The sequence below is a fragment of the Shinella zoogloeoides genome, assembly GCF_030733845.1.
Classification (GTDB): domain Bacteria; phylum Pseudomonadota; class Alphaproteobacteria; order Rhizobiales; family Rhizobiaceae; genus Shinella; species Shinella zoogloeoides_C.
In genome coordinates, this window is sequence record NZ_CP132313.1 from 201,644 (window position 1) to 218,028 (window position 16,385).

The 16,385-nt window shown below is 58.7% G+C and carries 13 protein-coding genes and 4 pseudogenes; 8 read left to right on the forward strand and 9 right to left on the reverse strand.

All coding sequences use genetic code 11. The features are described 5' to 3' along the window. Nucleotides 1-88: 88 nt before the first annotated feature. Complete coding sequence (locus tag Q9316_RS23695) at nt 89-775, reverse strand: GntR family transcriptional regulator (RefSeq protein ID WP_306036269.1); 687 nt, start codon at nt 773-775, stop codon at nt 89-91. A gap of 202 nt (nt 776-977) precedes the next feature. Here Q9316_RS23695 and Q9316_RS23700 point away from each other — a divergent pair, with 202 nt between their 5' ends. The 7 genes and pseudogenes from Q9316_RS23700 to Q9316_RS23730 all read left to right on the forward strand — a co-directional run bounded on the left by Q9316_RS23700 (nt 978) and on the right by Q9316_RS23730 (nt 8,150). Continuing rightward, entirely contained in the window at nt 978-2,087 is a 1,110-nt protein-coding gene (locus tag Q9316_RS23700; RefSeq protein WP_371878089.1) for an ABC transporter ATP-binding protein, read from the forward strand. Next, nucleotides 2,084-2,968: an ABC transporter permease gene (locus Q9316_RS23705; protein WP_306036271.1), complete on the forward strand. Its 885-nt coding sequence runs from the start codon at nt 2,084-2,086 to the stop codon at nt 2,966-2,968. The genes Q9316_RS23700 and Q9316_RS23705 overlap by 4 nt, the downstream gene beginning before the upstream one ends. A gap of 151 nt (nt 2,969-3,119) precedes the next feature. Then, the gene (locus tag Q9316_RS23710) at nt 3,120-3,830 is read left to right on the forward strand and encodes an ABC transporter permease (protein WP_371878090.1); all 711 of its coding nucleotides are present in this window, start codon (nt 3,120-3,122) and stop codon (nt 3,828-3,830) included. Between the two features lie 58 nt (nt 3,831-3,888). Further along, entirely contained in the window at nt 3,889-4,899 is a 1,011-nt protein-coding gene (locus Q9316_RS23715; protein ID WP_306036351.1) for an extracellular solute-binding protein, read from the forward strand. A 113-nt stretch (nt 4,900-5,012) separates the two neighbouring features. Beyond that, nucleotides 5,013-5,705: a winged helix-turn-helix domain-containing protein gene (locus Q9316_RS23720; RefSeq protein WP_306036272.1), complete on the forward strand. Its 693-nt coding sequence runs from the start codon at nt 5,013-5,015 to the stop codon at nt 5,703-5,705. A gap of 119 nt (nt 5,706-5,824) precedes the next feature. Then, nucleotides 5,825-7,100, forward strand: a pseudogene (locus Q9316_RS23725) (aminotransferase class I/II-fold pyridoxal phosphate-dependent enzyme). An 858-nt stretch (nt 7,101-7,958) separates the two neighbouring features. After that, the gene (locus Q9316_RS23730) at nt 7,959-8,150 is read left to right on the forward strand and encodes a hypothetical protein (protein ID WP_306036273.1); all 192 of its coding nucleotides are present in this window, start codon (nt 7,959-7,961) and stop codon (nt 8,148-8,150) included. 55 nt (nt 8,151-8,205) lie between these two features. On the opposite strand, the gene Q9316_RS23735 is transcribed toward Q9316_RS23730, so the two are convergent. The 8 genes and pseudogenes from Q9316_RS23735 to Q9316_RS23770 form a co-directional block, all read right to left on the reverse strand. Further along, nucleotides 8,206-8,499 carry a hypothetical protein gene (locus Q9316_RS23735; protein WP_306036274.1) on the reverse strand — a complete coding sequence of 98 codons (294 nt, stop codon included), beginning with the start codon at nt 8,497-8,499 and terminating at the stop codon, nt 8,206-8,208. A gap of 100 nt (nt 8,500-8,599) precedes the next feature. Beyond that, the gene (locus Q9316_RS23740; protein WP_306036275.1) at nt 8,600-8,800 is read right to left on the reverse strand and encodes a hypothetical protein; all 201 of its coding nucleotides are present in this window, start codon (nt 8,798-8,800) and stop codon (nt 8,600-8,602) included. A gap of 187 nt (nt 8,801-8,987) precedes the next feature. Continuing rightward, nucleotides 8,988-9,239: a hypothetical protein gene (locus Q9316_RS23745; RefSeq protein ID WP_306036276.1), complete on the reverse strand. Its 252-nt coding sequence runs from the start codon at nt 9,237-9,239 to the stop codon at nt 8,988-8,990. A 939-nt stretch (nt 9,240-10,178) separates the two neighbouring features. Then, entirely contained in the window at nt 10,179-10,871 is a 693-nt protein-coding gene (locus Q9316_RS23750; protein WP_306036277.1) for a permease, read from the reverse strand. Nucleotides 10,872-11,529: 658 nt separating this feature from the next. Beyond that, nucleotides 11,530-11,778, reverse strand: a pseudogene (locus Q9316_RS23755) (response regulator); the annotation flags it as partial. Between the two features lie 18 nt (nt 11,779-11,796). Continuing rightward, nucleotides 11,797-12,985: pseudogene (locus Q9316_RS23760) on the reverse strand (IS3 family transposase). 63 nt (nt 12,986-13,048) lie between these two features. Then, nucleotides 13,049-13,201 (reverse strand): annotated as a pseudogene (locus Q9316_RS23765) (response regulator); the annotation flags it as partial. 12 nt (nt 13,202-13,213) lie between these two features. Continuing rightward, nucleotides 13,214-14,317, reverse strand: a complete 1,104-nt coding sequence (locus tag Q9316_RS23770; protein ID WP_306036278.1) for a PAS domain-containing protein — start codon at nt 14,315-14,317, stop codon at nt 13,214-13,216. Between the two features lie 225 nt (nt 14,318-14,542). Between Q9316_RS23770 and Q9316_RS23775 the strand changes: the two genes are divergently transcribed. Beyond that, nucleotides 14,543-16,342: a sensor histidine kinase gene (locus tag Q9316_RS23775; RefSeq protein WP_306036279.1), complete on the forward strand. Its 1,800-nt coding sequence runs from the start codon at nt 14,543-14,545 to the stop codon at nt 16,340-16,342. Nucleotides 16,343-16,385 lie beyond the last annotated feature (43 nt).

The following is a 16,385-nucleotide window of genomic DNA, read 5'->3' on the forward strand; positions in this document are numbered from 1 at the left end:
TTGCTGCAAAAATGAGACTTTGTGAAAGCTTCACATTTTTGTTGCAACAAAATAGCCGCATGTCAATGCGATGCGACAAAAAACGTCGCTAGACGGAGGTGCGCGCCCTTACAGCGCTCCGCAGCCGCAGATATCCGATGCGGATGTCGCTTTCGAAAGCGGCGCGCAGGGCCCGACCATCACCTTCCTCGATCGCGTCGATGACCATTTCGTGGTTGCGTACCCCGTACCGTTCCTCGGCGAATTCAGGATAGAGGCCGTAGAACGAGGGGCCCACGCGCAGCCACTGAGCCTCGATCAAGCCGACGAGCCGGGGCAGGCCCGAGCGCCCATAGACGTGGAAATGGAACTCCTTGTTATGCCAGAGAACGGACGCGTAATCGCGGCGCCCTAGCCCCTCATTGATCTGGATTTGCAGGGACTTGAGCCTCTCGACATCCGACGCGCCGCAGTTTTTCGCAGCCTCCTCCGCCGCCAGACCCTCCAGCGCTATTCGCACCACAGTGACCTCTCTGAGATCGGACTCCGACAGAACGGGGATGATCACCGTCTTGGGGCCGGCATAGACCAGAGCATTTTCGGCCGTCAGCCTGTTGATGGCATCGCGCGCCGGGGTCGAACTGACACCGAGGGTCTCCGCAACAGATCGAACCGTCAGTTTGTCGCCAGGCCTGTAGACGCCCCTGCTGATCCGGTCCTTTAGCGCGTCATAGGCCGCCTCGCCCAGCCGCGGATTTGCGGCGCTTTTCATGCCATCGGTTTCATCATTAATCATTTTACATCCCAAGATGGTTGACACGGCTTATTTTTGTTGCAACAAAAAACGCATTGTGAACGTTTTGCAAAGTTATGTCGCATCAATACTACCGCGTCGCGGACCTGATGTCACATGTCCAGCGCATGCCACGAACCAGACGGCACGGATGCGCGCCGTCGGCCGCGGCAGAACGCCTTCAGTACATAGATTGGGGGACAAGTTGATTGGAAAGAGTTTAACCCTATCCGGCATCTCGAAGGCCTATGGGGCCGTGGAGGCCGTCAAGAATACGACGCTCGAGATCCACGCCGGCGAATTCGTCTCCATCGTTGGACCGTCCGGATCCGGCAAGACATCGTTGCTCACGATGATTGCAGGGTTCGAGCATCCGAGCACCGGAACGATCCATATTGCGAGCCAGGATATCACATCGGCTGCGCCGCACCTGCGCAACATTGGCATGGTCTTTCAGCGATATGCCCTGTTCCCGCACATGACGGTGCAAGAAAACATCGCGTTTCCCTTGCGCATGCGCCGCGTGTCCAAAACGCCAGACGGCCGCAGACGCGTGGCAGAGATGCTCGACCTTGTCCAATTGGAAGGTCTCGAAGATCGCTATCCTCATCAGTTGTCCGGCGGGCAACAGCAGCGCGTTGCCGTGGCACGCGCGCTGGTATTCAATCCGCCAGTCATTCTCATGGACGAACCGCTCGGGGCGCTGGACAAGAAGTTGCGCGAGGCGATGCAGCTTGAGATCAAGCGGATCCAGGAGCGGCTCGGCGCAACCGTCGTCTATGTCACGCACGACCAAGAGGAAGCGCTCACGATGTCGAACCGCGTCGCGGTGATGCATCGCGGCACGCTTCAGCAGATCGGCGCCCCGGACGAGCTCTACCGGGACCCGCGGAACGCTTTTGTCGCGGACTTTGTCGGGTCCATCAATTTTTTGCCCGTGACGGTCGTTTCCTGTGACGAGAGCAGCGCCGTGGTGGTCCTGAGAGGTTCGTCGGCTCCAATCTCCGTCAGCAGGCGGGCATCGGATCGTCCAACACCGGGACAATTCTACCAGCTTGCGATCCGTCCGGAGCATCTGGAACTACGGCCGACACAATGGGACCGCAATTCGGTCATCGAAGGCGTCCTTGATACTGTCGTGTTTGCGGGCGCCACGCGCACCGCGGTCGTGCGCATCAGCGCCCTCGGCGACGCCGTCGTGCGGGTTCAGGTTCCCTTCTCGCAGGCAATCCCGGAAAAGGGCGCTCTGGTTTCCCTCGAGTTCGCCGCTGTGAACGCCCGCCTCTTTCCAGCGGAAAGCGAGGCCCTGCCGTGAGCGACAACAAAGTTTTCAGCTGGGTTGCGCAGTTCCGGCGAGGGCAGTCTGCGAAGGCCTATCCGCCGGCCGTCTCCCTTCTTCTCGTCAGCCCGCTGATCTCGCTGCTGTTCATCGGGTTCGTTTATCCCGTTGCGCGGCTCGTACAGCTCAGCTTCGCCAATGGCGCCGAGCCTTATGTCCGCCTGGTTCAGGGCGATCTCTACATCGGGGTGCTTATCGACACCGTCTTGATATCGGCTGTCGTCGCCGCCCTTTGTCTCATTCTTGGATATCCCGTCGCCCTTGCGATGGCCCGCCTCAAACGAAGGGCCGCGCTCCTCGTGACGGCTTGCGTCTTCGTGCCGCTTTGGACCTCCATCCTCATCCGGTCCTACGCGTGGGTGGTGCTCTTGCAACGCAATGGCCTCGTCAACGACCTGCTGCAGGCCACCGGGCTGAGCGACGGCCCCTTACGCCTTCTCTACACACAGGGCGCGGTCATACTCGCGATGACCCATGTGCTTCTTCCCTTCGCAATCCTTCCCATCCAGGCAACGCTGAGGAGCCTGCCGGCGGATCTGACACGCGCGGCGTCCAACCTTGGCGCGACACCGATCCGCGCGTTTCTGCTCATCACCCTGCCGCTCAGCCTGCCCGGCATCTTCGCCGGCACCCTGCTCTGCTTCGTCCTGGCTCTGGGCTTCTACATTACCCCTGCCCTCGTCGGCGGTCCCAGTTCGATGATGATGGCCACCCTTATCGGCCAGCAGACCCTCGTCGTTCTCGATTGGCCCTTCGCCGCGGCCCTTTCGACGCTGCTCCTGACGGTGAGCTTGCTCCTGGTCGCCGTCTTCCGGCGCGCTCTTGCCCAAAGCAAAGGATTCAGCAGTGCCCATTGATCAAATCACCGATCCGCGAGCGCAGGAGCGCTCTCTCAGCCCACCTCGCGTCCCGGCGCCGTGGCGTCCACGTCCGCTGCCCGTGCTCTGTGCGCTCATCGTAGGGCTGGTGCTGTTCTTCCTGATCCTTCCGACGGCGATCATCGTTCCGATGTCACTGAATGCGTCTTCGCACCTGACGTTCCCGCCGTCGGCGCTCACGCTCGACTGGTATCGCGCGTTCTTCTCGGACCCGGACTGGATCGCGTCGACGCTGTTCAGCCTGAAGATCGCGTTCTGGACGTCGCTGGCATCCACGATCATCGGGACAATGTCGGCCCTAGCGATCGTTCGTGGCGAACTGCCATTCAAGGCGGCGATCCAGGCCATGGCGATTGGGCCCATGATCGTTCCTCACGTGGTGCTCGGCGTGGCGCTCTATCTCGTTTTCGCACCCCTGGAACTGACGGGCTCTCTCACCGGCTTCCTGATCGGTCATTCGGTCCTGTCGGTTCCTTTCGTCGTCATCACGGTCACAGCGTCCCTCCAGCGGCTCGATCCCGCGCTTGAGCTTGCGGCGGCCAATTGCGGGGCGACACGCCTGCAGTCCTTCATCCACGTGACCTTTCCGAACATCCTTCCGGGGATCGCGGCCGGCGCGGTCTTTGCGTTTCTCGCCTCCTTCGACGAGGCGACCGTCGCGTTCTTCATCTCCGATATCGGCGGCAAGTCGATCGGCCGAAAGATGTTCGAGGACATCGACTTCAATCTGACCCCCGTCATCGCCGCGGCATCGACGGTGGTGGTCGCAGCCTCGCTCTGCCTGATCGGTATCGCTCATCTCATTTCGTCTTCAACTTCATCCAGAACCAAACAGGAGTAACCCAATGCAAAATAGAACCATCTTCATGCTCGCCATTCGCTCAGCCCTTGCATCGGCGATGTTGATCGCAGCCGGTAGCGCGATGGCCGGAGAACGTGTGATCATTGGATCGACCGGCGGGGCCTACGACCGTGCGCTGAAGGAAGCGTGGTTCGACCCCTTCACGCAGGAGACTGGGATCGAAGTCGTCGTCGTCTCCGGAACGAACGCCGAGCTGCGCGCGAAGGCCTCGGCGATGGTCGCATCGGGGAACGTGACCTGGGACCTTTATCTCGACGGGGAGATTCAGGCAGCGTCCGAAGCGCACAGGGCAGTCACGGAAGACCTGACGGACTTCTGCCAGCCTTACAAGGGGCGGACGGACCTGCCGGCGAATACTTGTCAGGCAGGGGGTGCGCTTGTCCAATCGACGGCCACCCTGCTGGTCTATCGATCGGACGCCTTCGGCGCGCAGGCGCCGGAAACCTGGGCCGACATGTGGGATACGAAGCGCTTCCCAGGGGGACGGGCGTTTCCCAACTTCGACGACCCCTGGCGCGTGCTCGCCGCAGCGTTGCTTGCCGACGGCGTTGAAAAGGACAAGCTCTTTCCCCTCGATGTCGATCGCGCGTTCCGCAAGCTCGAGCAGATCAGGGACTCGGTCTCTTTGTGGTGGAAGACAGGCGATCAGAGCGTTCAGGGCTTTCGCAACGCGGATTACGACCTCGGTCAAATCTGGCTGACACGCGCCAAGGCCATGGCGAATGAGGGCCTTTCGATAAAGTGGTCCTATAAGGCTTCGTTCCTCGTCGGCGATCGCGTCGCCCTCATCAAGGGTGCGCCTAACCCGGACAATGCCCGTAAGCTGATTGCTTACTGGCTCGACAATCCTGCAGCACAGGCCAAAGCCTGCAACGTCCTGTCCTGCACGCCGCCGAGCGCAGAAGCAATCGCGCTGATGTCCGAAGAGGCGCGTCGCTCCATGCCGACGACGGCAGAAATCTCGGACAATGTCGTGGTGCCGGACGCGGCATGGATCAACGCCAATGCTCCCGTCCTCCTCGAGCAATGGAATAACTGGGTGCGATAACGGGATCCCGGGCCAACCTCCACCATCCTCGAACGAACATCCACGACGTGGAAAGCACATCAAAGCATCCTGACTCTGCAGGTGACAGATCTGGAGCACCTGCGGAGTCAACTATGGGTCCAACCGTACTCGTTGCGACGGAAGACGCGGATTTTTCGCTTTTTCTCACGCACCTTCTGGCCGCCGGGGGGTTCCGGGCGATATCGATCGCCGTGCGCATCGAAGAACTTGAAGCGCGAATCTCGTCGGCCAAGGCATTGATCATCGACAGCACGGACATCGAGCGGGCGCTCGAACTCTGCCGGAGGGCGCGCGTGCGTCAGCGGACGTCGGGGATCCCGATGATGGCCTTTATCCGCGCCCAGAACGAGAGGCACTACCTGAAGTTCCTGAAGGCTGGCGTCGATGAATGCATCTTGAGGCCATTATCTCCCGAGCTCATCTTGTCGGGGGTGAGAGGGATCATCGCGCGCCGCGATCAGCGCGCGCCGGCCCGGCACACGAAAAGCCGGAGCGAGCATGGTGGCGCGTTTCTTGTCGACAGTTCGACCCGCATCCTCAACGGCGCACAAGGAAGGGCCTGCCTCAGCCCGACCGAGTTCAGGATCCTGCAGCGCATGCTCGCCTCCCCCGGGCAGGTGTTGAGCCGCCGCGACCTCGTAGAGGCGGCGTGGCCGCCGGGTCGATATGTCGATGACAAGACAGTCGATGTACACGTCTCTAAATTACGAAAAGCCATCTATACCGCAACCGGAAAGAAGTTAATCCAGACTGTCCGCTCCAGCGGATTTATTGCAGATCTTTAGCGAGCAATAAGTACTATTTACCCGTTCGCATTTTCTTATTCTTTTCTTTCAGATTTTTTCGTCGCATTCGCTTGTCTCCTGTGGCGATCTCCCATTGCACAAGCATCGGGATGTAAACCATGACAGACACAAAATCCGACAAGACGATCCATCAATCGCTTCGCAACACGTCAACAATGATCGACACAGCTTCTGCAAGCTTCGACCATGCGCACTACCAAGGCATCATGGCGATCTATGCGGCGCCGGCACAGGGTCGCCTCGTGCATATTCAGCCGACCGGCCAGGCGGTGACGGACTTTGTCCGGTGCTCCTACCTCGGCCTCGACAATCACCCGGAGATCCTAGAAGGCGCCCGAGAAGCCATTTCGCGCTCCGGCGCCTTTCACTGGTCCTGCGCCCGCACCCGGCTCAACTTCAATGTGCTGGGTCAGCTGGAGCAGGAACTCTCCGATCTCTTCAAGGCGAGGATCCTGACATTCACGACGGTCCTGGCCGCGAACATGAGCGCCCTTCCCATCCTGGCGTCGGGTCATCTGACCGGGGGACGCAAGCCCCTGATGGTCTTTGACCGTCTGGCGCATGCCACGCTTGCCCATCATAAGGCGGCGGTTGCGCAGGAAACCGACGTCACCACAATCCCCCACAACGACATGGCGGCGCTCGAAGCCTTGTGCCAGAGCCATCGACAGGTCGCGTACATCTGCGACGGCATCTATTCGATGGGGGGGCCATGCGCCAATGGGCGATCTGCTCCGCTTGCAGGCCAAGTACGGATTGTTCCTGTACATCGACGACGCGCACGGCATTTCCATCCACGGCGAGACAGGCGCGGGGTATGCGCGCACGGCGATCCCCGATCTCGGCGACCGCACGATCGTTGCCGCTTCGCTCGGCAAAGGCTTTGGGGCATCAGGCGGCATTCTCATGCTTGGCACGGCCGCGCAGGAGGTCCTGTTCCGAAGGTTTGCGGTCGCCCATGCGTTCTCGGCATCCCTGACGACCGCCGCGGTCGGCGCGGCGCTTGCGTCGGCGGCCATTCATGCCTCGCCGGAGCTTTCCCGCCGGCAGCAGCAGCTGCAGCAAAATCTCGCCCATCTGGACGGACGATTGAACAGCGCGGAGCCGTCCTCGAACCTCCCCATTCGAACGATCCGGTTCGGCGACGAACTGGTGTCTGTCGCTGCGGCGCGGGAGCTGCTTCGGCGAGGCTTCTACACGTCTGCCATTTTCTTCCCCACCGTCGCGCGCGGCCAGGCGGGGCTTCGCGTCTGCCTTACCGCGTCTCATACGCAGAAGGATATCGACGGGCTATGTGACGCGATCGACGAGGTAAAGGCCGAGGTCACCGGCAACCGTATAGATATTGTTTCGGACAGCTACGGCGGTGGATGACTTCTCTCCCCGGGAGATGGCAACGGCCGGAAACCGGTTGCTCACGCGAACCGTACCATAGCGGATGTCAAAGACGATGGCCTTCTCACGGCCATACTTATACTACCGTGTCGCGATGTGTAGTATTTCCAAATGACGGCTTCGGGATAGAAGCTGCAAACATCGATTGGGCGCGGCACGCCGAAGGTTCTTCATGCGGGCACGGATGCTGCCACCACCTCGAGCAGCCAAGCCTTTGGTTGATCGGCTTCGGTGCGCGCCAGTGCGGGTGCTTCTCTCGAAACCAATCCTCGGGGTCATACCGGAGCGCTCCCCGGACGCTGCTTTCCAACGCTAGCGGTCCGGTGGAAGAAGCGAACAGACAGGGAGCATAGATAGCGACGACATCAAAATGACGAAGGGATCAACAGAGACGACAAAAAGCGACAAAAATACATGCACAAGTACGATGAAGTGTTCACGAATATAGAGGCTCGGAAAGCCGTCGTGAAAGAATATGACACGGAAATCAATGCATTGCTCGAAATGGAATTAACCGTCGTTGCGCTCGCACACAAACACAACCTGAGGCCGATGATACTTGATGTTTCCGCATTCGATCAATGACTGACTAGCGGCTATAATTTTGCATGACCGCAAAAACACGAGACCCCGGACGAACACAGACGTCCGGGGTCTTTTTTTTGCGGCATCGGGGCAGGTTCGCCGCGCGCTGCATCGAGGGGGTGAATGCAGCATCACGCCATTTTAGGTGTGACTTATATACCATATCAGAAGAATTTTTAGCGTCTCGGACAATTTTGCGCGCACTCGTAAACAGAATGGTTAGCCCGGTACACCAAATGATATACATCGATCATGGAGATAGCTGAAGTCAGCCCGCACATCGTCAAAAGCCTCGCTCGCCAACAGTTGCGCAAGCTTGAGGAGCAGCTTCAATTGGCGGCGTTGAAGGATAGAGCAGCGAGCATGGACGCATTCATGCGAGGTATCGAACATGTCCGCGTTCTATTGCCGCATTCGAGCAAGGCCGCCAAGCGGCGGGCATGATGATGATGAATGCGGCTGAAGCTCAAGTCGCCGACCGTCCCTAATCCGAGTCTGGCTAGCGGCTATAAAAGCGCCGCGCCATGCTGATCAGCAGTGATCGCTTCTGCTTGTCGTCCATATCTGCCGACACGAACCGGTCGGCAACGTACTCGCGGAATTCATCGCGCGCTTCAGTCGCAAACCACGGCTCTGCGATTATCTTCTCAACGATGTCGGCAAGGACGCCGAGATTTCGATCGCGATTAGGCAACGCTATCCCAAGCATGCGCTCCAGCATCGCAGATGCAACTCTAAACTTCACGGTCGCCCCCGGCTTCGCGTAAAAAAATGGCGCGACCCGCTCCAGCAAGCCGCGCCGACGTTCCAAGCGGGGAGAGAACGTCAAGGCATTCGTGCAGGATCAAACTAGCACGACAAATCGTAATCGCAGATGGACAATTTTTGGCGGGTTATGCCGCGCGGCTGTAGAACTTCTTTGCAAAGTGCTCGATGATCGCCCGTTGCTCAACAGCGTCGAATTCACCGTCCGGATAAGAAGCAATGAGATATTGAGCGAAGCGGTCTCTGTCCGCGACATCGAACCAAGGTTCAGCCGTCACTTCATCGAATACGACTTTCAGGGCTTCAAGCTCTTCTTGTTGAAATACCACGGCGGCTGCTCCTTTTATCGTTGTGGTTTTGGGCACTGCATGCGGTGGAATACGACAAGCATACGCGCAATAGCGACATTGTCTACAAACAATGACGCAGTCCTATGTCATCCAAGCAGAATGGTTTCGCCTCTGGACAAGACGAACCCTTTCACTGCTGGGGGCTACAGTTCTCCAACCCCGGATACTACAGCCAACCGACCGCTTTTGCTGTCTCAGGCGGACGCGAATAGAATATGCGAGCCGACGCCTCAGCTACTGACCGGTGGCGTTTCATCGCCGCAATGTCGGGACAAGTCTCGATCAAATAGCGGGCAAAGGCCTCACGCTGGTCGGGATCAAACCAGTCTTCGGCGGTGACATCGTCGTAGATCGCTTTCAAGGCGCGCAGTTCATCCGGCTCGAAAACGGACTTCTGTACGCGACGATAGCCCTGCATGCGGCACTCTCCGGACACCCGTTGATTGCACTTCACCCTCTCTGGATTGCATAGATTAGCTCTAGCGGTGCAAAGGTCAACAAACATTTCGGGGAATGGTGAACGTCGATTGACTCCTACCATATGGAGAACATAATAAGAACACCATGCAGGAAATAGCCGAATGGTACGACTTAGACTAATCGCTCGGCGGGTGTCTCCCGACGCTCCGCAATCTACTTATGCCTCTTCAAATAGGCGGGAAATGCTGGAACTGCGGGCATGCCTTTCCGCTGAACCACTATTGCCTCCAGTCTACCATTTAGTAGACTGCAATAATATTTCGTCTCTTCGCAATATTATTTCGAGCGTGACATCCGCGTGACAGCCACTTCCGCTCGGCTTTTTCGAGCGCTTAGACGCGGCAGCACTCTAATCAAACCATAGACTAGGAGCTATACTAAAATACAAGAGCACTAATATCTCCAGCACGCGGGCAAGAAGCGCTACCTAAAAGTAGGTTCGCTCGACTGAGATAACGGAGATAGCATCGGCGCGCACCGCGCTCACGCTTGGGGTCTCGATGCGGGCGGATGGAACCACTCGGACCACGGATCAAGATCAAGTCATCGCCCGTGACGCCGCCGCTGCGCCGCTCGCCTCGAACGCACGACACCGGACTAAAGTGAACCGCAGTTCATCCAACGGCGGGCATCTGCGTGCAGAGTAATCCAACGCTCAGGACCCTCAAGGATGCAGTCATCGCGGTGGAATGCAAGTGTTGCCGCATGTACGGCGAGCTTGTCCGGAAGGATGTCGTGAAACGGTATCGTGCGAGTATCACCGTGTCGCGCCTGCGCCGCTGCCTCGTCGGCGCTTGCGAGAAAATGTGCGCCGACGACGGCGATAATTGCCAGGCGCGGGTGACGGCCTTAACCAGATTGGCTGGGTCTGCTCTGCTCAGCCCCCGGCGGAAGCAGGCTGCTTGTAGACCGTGTGAAACTCGATGCTGACGAGTACAGCCACGACGAGCGCCAGTATCGTGGCAGTCATAAAGGCGGCAACGAATATCCCGGTAGCCTTGATCGGCCCGACACGCAGGTCCTGGATGAACCATCGAACCTGGCATTGACCATACCAGATGATCGCCACCGCAAGAGCGGTCAATCCCGCCAGAATGCCCCTTTCAGCAGGCATCACGAGAAGATCGATTGCCAACCCGAAGACGAAGACGAAAGGTGCCGCAACGAAGCATTGGCTGAAGAACGGCGGACGAAGAGAAGACCGCGTGAGCTTTACCGACTTGTAGAAAAGTAGCGCCACGGCCATGCACAATGGGTAGATGCCGAAAACGATACCGCGCGCGATCATCAGGTTCGAACCCGCGGCGTTGGCCTCGGCAACTCTCGCCGGATCGACGACCGAGGGAAAAGCGGTCGAAAGCCCCTGTGACAGGAGGAGCGTGATCAGCAGGAACAAGGGCGGGCTCAGCGTATCGTCGTATTGGTTTTCCGGGCGATGAGACAGCTCCATGCCCGCATAACGCATCATGCTTAACGGCCGTGTCACGGAACGCCACATCGTTGCCGGATAGAAGACCAGCCAGCTGACGAGTTCATACAGAAGCTCCTCGAGCGATTTCAGCAGTTTCATGAAATCCAAGGGCATTCCCCGCTAGCTTTATCCACTCCAGAACCCGTACCAGGCCCGGCTTGTCAGCGCCACGATGTGACGAATGGCGTTCGCTGGTATAAACAACCGCTAGTCGCACCGCCGCTATTTTCCCCTCGGCGCCAGGTTCCGTGAGAAGGTTTGATCGAGTACTTCGACGCGTTCGGACTGCGCCTTTCCGTTTTCCACGCACTTGGGCGTGTTCTCCGGACCGCTCATGACGCCCTTCGCCTCGCCGAGGATAAAGCCCCCATTCTGTCTATCCCACGCTACCCAGACCGGGATGTTCCCGGCCGATAAGCGGCGAACCTGGGCCCGTCGGCGAATTCCGCGCCGTCCCGGTTCAGCGGAACGAAACAGCGCGCGGAGCATCGCGATCCCAAAATTTCCCGGGGCGAAATACCGTCCGAACAGCACCGACTGCACCCGTCTGATTTCGGCGCTGTGCCATAGCCTTCTCCGATTGAGGCCCGCAAAGTGTATTAGTTTTTCCGTCTCCCGTGGTCCAGCCCGAGGGGTTCACTCCAATCCCGGGTCAGTTTCCACGGGCAATCACCATTGTTGTGTCAGTTCCCCGCCATTTGAATGCTGAGCCATATTGGAGAAATCCACGCAACTGGGGCAGCAAGGGAACCCTCCGTTAGTTTGCTGGAACGAGACTAGGCGGAACCTCTGGGTATGCGGTCCCCGTAACAAAGGCTTTGAGATATTCGATTGCGTTCTGAATGCCGTTGATGGTGTACGGTTTCTCTATAGCACCTATCGCGCCGGCGAAGTCGTCGGGTATTCGCTTCAAGTTCCCGGATACGAAGACGTAGGGTATGCCCCTGGAGGCTAGGTGTCGTCCGACGTCGATGCCTGTCGGACCGTCTAGCAGATGTATATCTACTGACCTGCCACCGATTTTTCATCCGGCTGCGATTAGAGCCTCGGCTGTTTTGATAAGCCAAATGGCGTGGTGGGAGCAACCGGCGGAAACGCGAAGCTTCCACATTGCGTAGCGTTGGAGCCGGTTGCGGCGATGAGCCCGGCATAATCCGCCGGGGTCTGGTATCCGAGCGATGAGTGCGGCCGGAAATTGTTATAATCGTCGGCCCATTCCGCAATGGCGCTGCGGGCATGATCGAGTCCAAAGAACAGGCTCTCGTTGAGCAACTCGTCGCGCATCCTGCCGTTGAAACTCTCGACATAGCCGTTTTGCATTGGCCTTCCCGGCGCGATGTAATGCCACTCGACCTTGTGATCCTTCGACCAGGCCAGGATGGCATTCGAGGTCAGTTCGGTCCCGTTGTCTGAAACAATCATGCCGGGCTTGCCTCGTCGCTCGATAAGCGTCGTCAGTTCCCTCGCGACACGGCGACCTGATATCGATGTGTCCGGGATCGCCGCCAGGCATTCGCGCGTAACATCGTCGACCACATTGAGGATGCGGAAGCGCCTGCCGCAGGCGAATTGATCGTGGACGAAATCCAGTGACCAGCGGGCATTCGCCTTTGCTTCGACGAGGATCGGCGTACGCGTGCCAACAGCACGACGCCTGGCTTTGCGCTTGCGCACGGAAAGACCTTCCTCGCGATAGAGCCGGTAGATGCGGTTGACACCGGAGGCCTCTCCGTCTCGCCGAAGCAGAATAAACAGCCGTCGGTAGCCGAACCGTCGTCGCTCATTGGCCAGATCGCGCAGCTTCGTTCGCAATTCGACCTCAGTCGGTCGAGAGGATTGATAGCGGATCGTCTTTCGGTCGGCGGATATGATCTGGCAGGCCCGCCGTTCCGAAAGGCCCATGATGGCCTTCAGGTGCGCGACAGCGTCGCGCTTGGCGGCAGGCCCTACCATTTTTTTGAAAGAAGCTCGCGGAGTGCGGCTGTATCCAGCATTTGTTCGGCGAGCAACTTCTTCAGCTTGGCATTCTCGTCTTCAAGCGCCTTCAAACGTTTGGCCTCCGACACCTCCATGCCGCCGTATTTGGCTTTCCAGTTGTAAAAGGTCGCCTCGGAAATCCCGTGCTTGCGGCAAAGATCAGCGGCCTTAACGCCCGCCTCCTGCTCCTTCAGCACCCCAATAATCTGCTCTTCCGTAAATCGCTGCTTCTTCATAAGTCCGTCCTCGATGGGCCGAACTCTAATCCAATCTGGAGGAAATTCTCAGGGGCAGGTCACTACAAACGCGAAATCCGGGTGGGCGGACCCGATCAATGACATCGCCTCTTTGCTGTCGGCGGCCGATCCCACGACCTCGCAGCCACTGGCTACCACCTCGCTCTCGAGTTCCATCGCGAGGAGGACCTCATCTTCGACAATAAGCACTTTCAAGCCTTGCTTCCTTTATCTGTCGACCAATAGCGTGACTCGGACGTCCGTCATTCGCCCTTCGACTTTTCGTTCCATTTTCGCGCGGAGTTGCCGTATCGATGCATCAAGCATCGCGGCCGCGAACGCCGCTTCCTCCACGTCGACTTCGACGGGTGTGACCGTATCTGTCAGGCGAATGAGGAAGTGGCCATTGAGCCGACGGACCTCCAGATGGATCTCGCCACCACCATCGCTAAGGCCGCGTCGCACCGCGTCGCCCAGCAGTTCGTTGATAATGAGCGCAAGCGGCGACGCCTTTGTCGCGGGAACGACAACCTCATGCAGGTCTGTGGTCAGCTTGATGTCGTCCCGCTTCAGCGCGCCAACGACGTCGTGCACCAGATCACGGGCAAAATCGGCGACATCGAAGTGACCGATCTCGTCGTCGTTTAGAAGTTTGCGCTGGACTGTACTCAGGGCTTCGACGCGGCTCAGCATCCCTTGGACGGTTCGCTTCACACTCTCGTCTGTCGAAAGACGTGACTGGAGCTTCATTATCGACGCGATCGTCGCAAGGTTGTTTTTGACCCGGTGATCGACCTCGTGAACAAGCGCTGTCTTTACGCGGAGCGCCTCGGTGAGGTCCGCCGTCCGACGCGCGACCTCTTCCTCCGCTTGGTGACGGGCCCTGGCGAGCTTGGCTTGGCTGCTCTTGATGTCGGTAAAATCCAGTTGGGAGGCGAAGAAGTACATCACCTCACCGCCTTCGTTGCGCACGGGGCTGACAAAAAGGGCGTTCCAGAAGGTGCTGCCGTCCTTTCGATAATTCAAGATATCGACCGAAACGTCGTGTTCGCCATGAACCGCTTCGCGCAGTTTAGCGACTGCTTCCTTGTTTGTTTCCGGCCCCTGCAAGAGGCGGCAATTCCGACCGATAAGTTCTTCCTGCGAATAACCGGTCAGTTCGGAGAACGCCAGATTGGAGAAGATGATCGGATTGTCTTCCTGATGTGGATCGGTGATCAGCATCGGCATCCGCGTTGCTTTGAATGCCGCCGCAAACGGATCTTCCGACAACTGCGCGGCGATAAGCCTGTCGCCTGCATCGCGCGCGTCGCCGACTTTGTCATTGCTCATATTCAATCGTTCCACGGATGATTGCGGGCACAATGCGCAAACTAGCGCGTGGGTTCAGTTCCGACAGTCCCGGTTGGCCAATCCGAGACGATTTTTTACCTGTAAGCTTTGACTATCCTTCCGATCCCTTGCCGTCTCAGAGACTTGCTATAGTTTCTCCGACATCCCGCGCCCGCGCGAGGAAGATTGGGCATTTGTATGGGGAACACGAGACTGGGTCACGATATGCAGCCGCCGCCAGCAGTTCCGGTGGAGACGCTCCTCGATACGGTAGACTGGTCTTCGAGCCCACTTGGCCCCAAGGATGGATGGCCGGACTGTCTTCATTGGGCGATCGACATCATGTTTCCCTCGGACGCGCAGATCGTCATGTTCTGGGGTCCCGAGTACGTTGCCCTGTACAACGACATCTACGCGCCCACGATCGGTGACAAACACCCGCACGCCTTCGGGCGGCCCGCGCGTGAATACTGGACGGAACTCTGGGATGATCTCGAGCCCCTTCTAAACCGCGTCCTCCAGGAGGGAGAGACCGTTTCCGCGAAGGACAGGCCGTTCTACATCGAGCGCCACGGATATCCCGAGACAGTCTACTTCGACATCTCATATTCCCCCATTCGCGACCGTGATCGTGTCGTCCGCGGTGTCTTCTGCATTGTCAACGAGACAACGGAGCGCGTGAAGGCAGATGCCCAGGTCCGCGAGAGCGAGGAGCGCCTTCGGGCAATTTTCGCACAGTCCGCCGCTGGCATCGCCCTTGGAGAGCTTTCCGGACACCTGGTAAGCGTAAACGACAGGTACTGCGAGATCGTCGGCCGTTCCCGGGAAGAGGCTATCGGCATGCGCATGCAGGACATGACGTTTCCCGACGACCTGCCGGAGAACAAGCGCCTTTTCACGCGCCTCGCCGAAACCGGGGAGAGTTTCGAGATCGAGAAGCGCTATGTTCGTGGCGACGGCAGCCTGGTGTGGGTATCGAATTCCGTGTCCGCCATCCGAGACGCGCAGGGGAGGATATCCCAAGCCGTAGCGATTTCGATCGACATCGGCGAGCGTCGTCTCGCGCAAAACGCCGAGAAACATCTCGCCTCCATGATCGCTTCCTCGAATGACGCGATCCTCGGAATCGATCTGGACATGAAGATAACGAGCTGGAACGCGGCGGCCGAGAAGCTCTACGGCTATTCGGAGTCCGAAGCTGTCGGAAAATCTGTCCTTATGCTGGTGCCAGAGGATCGCAAGGACGAGGAACCGACGATACTCCGACGGATCAGGGCGGGGCGGATCGTGGAACCATATGAGACCGTTCGCCTGCGCGAAGATGGTCGGCCAGTCGAGGTACTGCTTAGCGTTTCGCCAATTCACGACGCGAGCGGACGTGTCATTGGCGCTTCAAAGCTCGCGCACGACATAACGGCCAGGAAGGACGCTGAGCGTCTTCAGACGGTTCTCGTGAACGAGATGCACCATAGGGTAAAGAATAGCCTTGCGACCGTCATCGCAATCGCGAGGCAGACCCTCGGCCGGGATAAGTCAAATCGGGACGATGTCGACGCGTTCACGAACCGGGTTCAATCGCTCACTCGTGCTCAGGACCTCCTGGTCCAAGGAGACTGGCAAAAGGCCGACCTTCGAGCCGTCGTAACGCAAGCCACGTCGCCATACCCAGCCGAAGTATTTCACGTGAGTGGTCCGCCAGTGCCGCTGCCACCCAAAGCGGCTATTTCAATCTCGCTGGCGCTTCACGAACTGGCGACGAATGCGGCGAAATACGGGGCGCTTTCCGTACCTGGCGGGCGCGTTTCGCTTATGTGGCAGTACGATCCCGCAGTAAGCCCGCTCTTAAGCCTAACGTGGCAAGAGACCGGAGGACCTGAAGTTACAGCGCCAACCCGCAAAGGGTTCGGGACGACGCTGGTCGAGCGCCTCCTCGCCGCCGAGCTCAAGGGGGAGGCCCGGCTCACTCACGACACGGATGGGGTGATGTGCGTTGTCGTTGCCGACATATCGCAACTAACGGAGTAGCGCCTAAGCGCGACGAGCCACCCTCGGAGACGCAAGCCCCAGG

Excerpts from the sequence above, each read along its gene's own strand:
- Q9316_RS23695 (WP_306036269.1), bottom strand. The coding sequence starts at position 775 with ATGATTAATGATGAAACCGATGGCATGAAAAGCGCCGCAAATCCGCGG.
- Q9316_RS23710 (WP_371878090.1), top strand. The coding sequence starts at position 3,120 with ATGTCACTGAATGCGTCTTCGCACCTGACGTTCCCGCCGTCGGCGCTC.
- Q9316_RS23715 (WP_306036351.1), top strand. The coding sequence starts at position 3,889 with ATGTTGATCGCAGCCGGTAGCGCGATGGCCGGAGAACGTGTGATCATT.
- Q9316_RS23720 (WP_306036272.1), top strand. The coding sequence starts at position 5,013 with ATGGGTCCAACCGTACTCGTTGCGACGGAAGACGCGGATTTTTCGCTT.
- Q9316_RS23730 (WP_306036273.1), top strand. The coding sequence starts at position 7,959 with ATGGAGATAGCTGAAGTCAGCCCGCACATCGTCAAAAGCCTCGCTCGC.
- Q9316_RS23745 (WP_306036276.1), bottom strand. The coding sequence starts at position 9,239 with ATGCAGGGCTATCGTCGCGTACAGAAGTCCGTTTTCGAGCCGGATGAA.
- Q9316_RS23750 (WP_306036277.1), bottom strand. The coding sequence starts at position 10,871 with ATGAAACTGCTGAAATCGCTCGAGGAGCTTCTGTATGAACTCGTCAGC.
- Q9316_RS23770 (WP_306036278.1), bottom strand. The coding sequence starts at position 14,317 with ATGAGCAATGACAAAGTCGGCGACGCGCGCGATGCAGGCGACAGGCTT.
- Q9316_RS23775 (WP_306036279.1), top strand. The coding sequence starts at position 14,543 with ATGCAGCCGCCGCCAGCAGTTCCGGTGGAGACGCTCCTCGATACGGTA.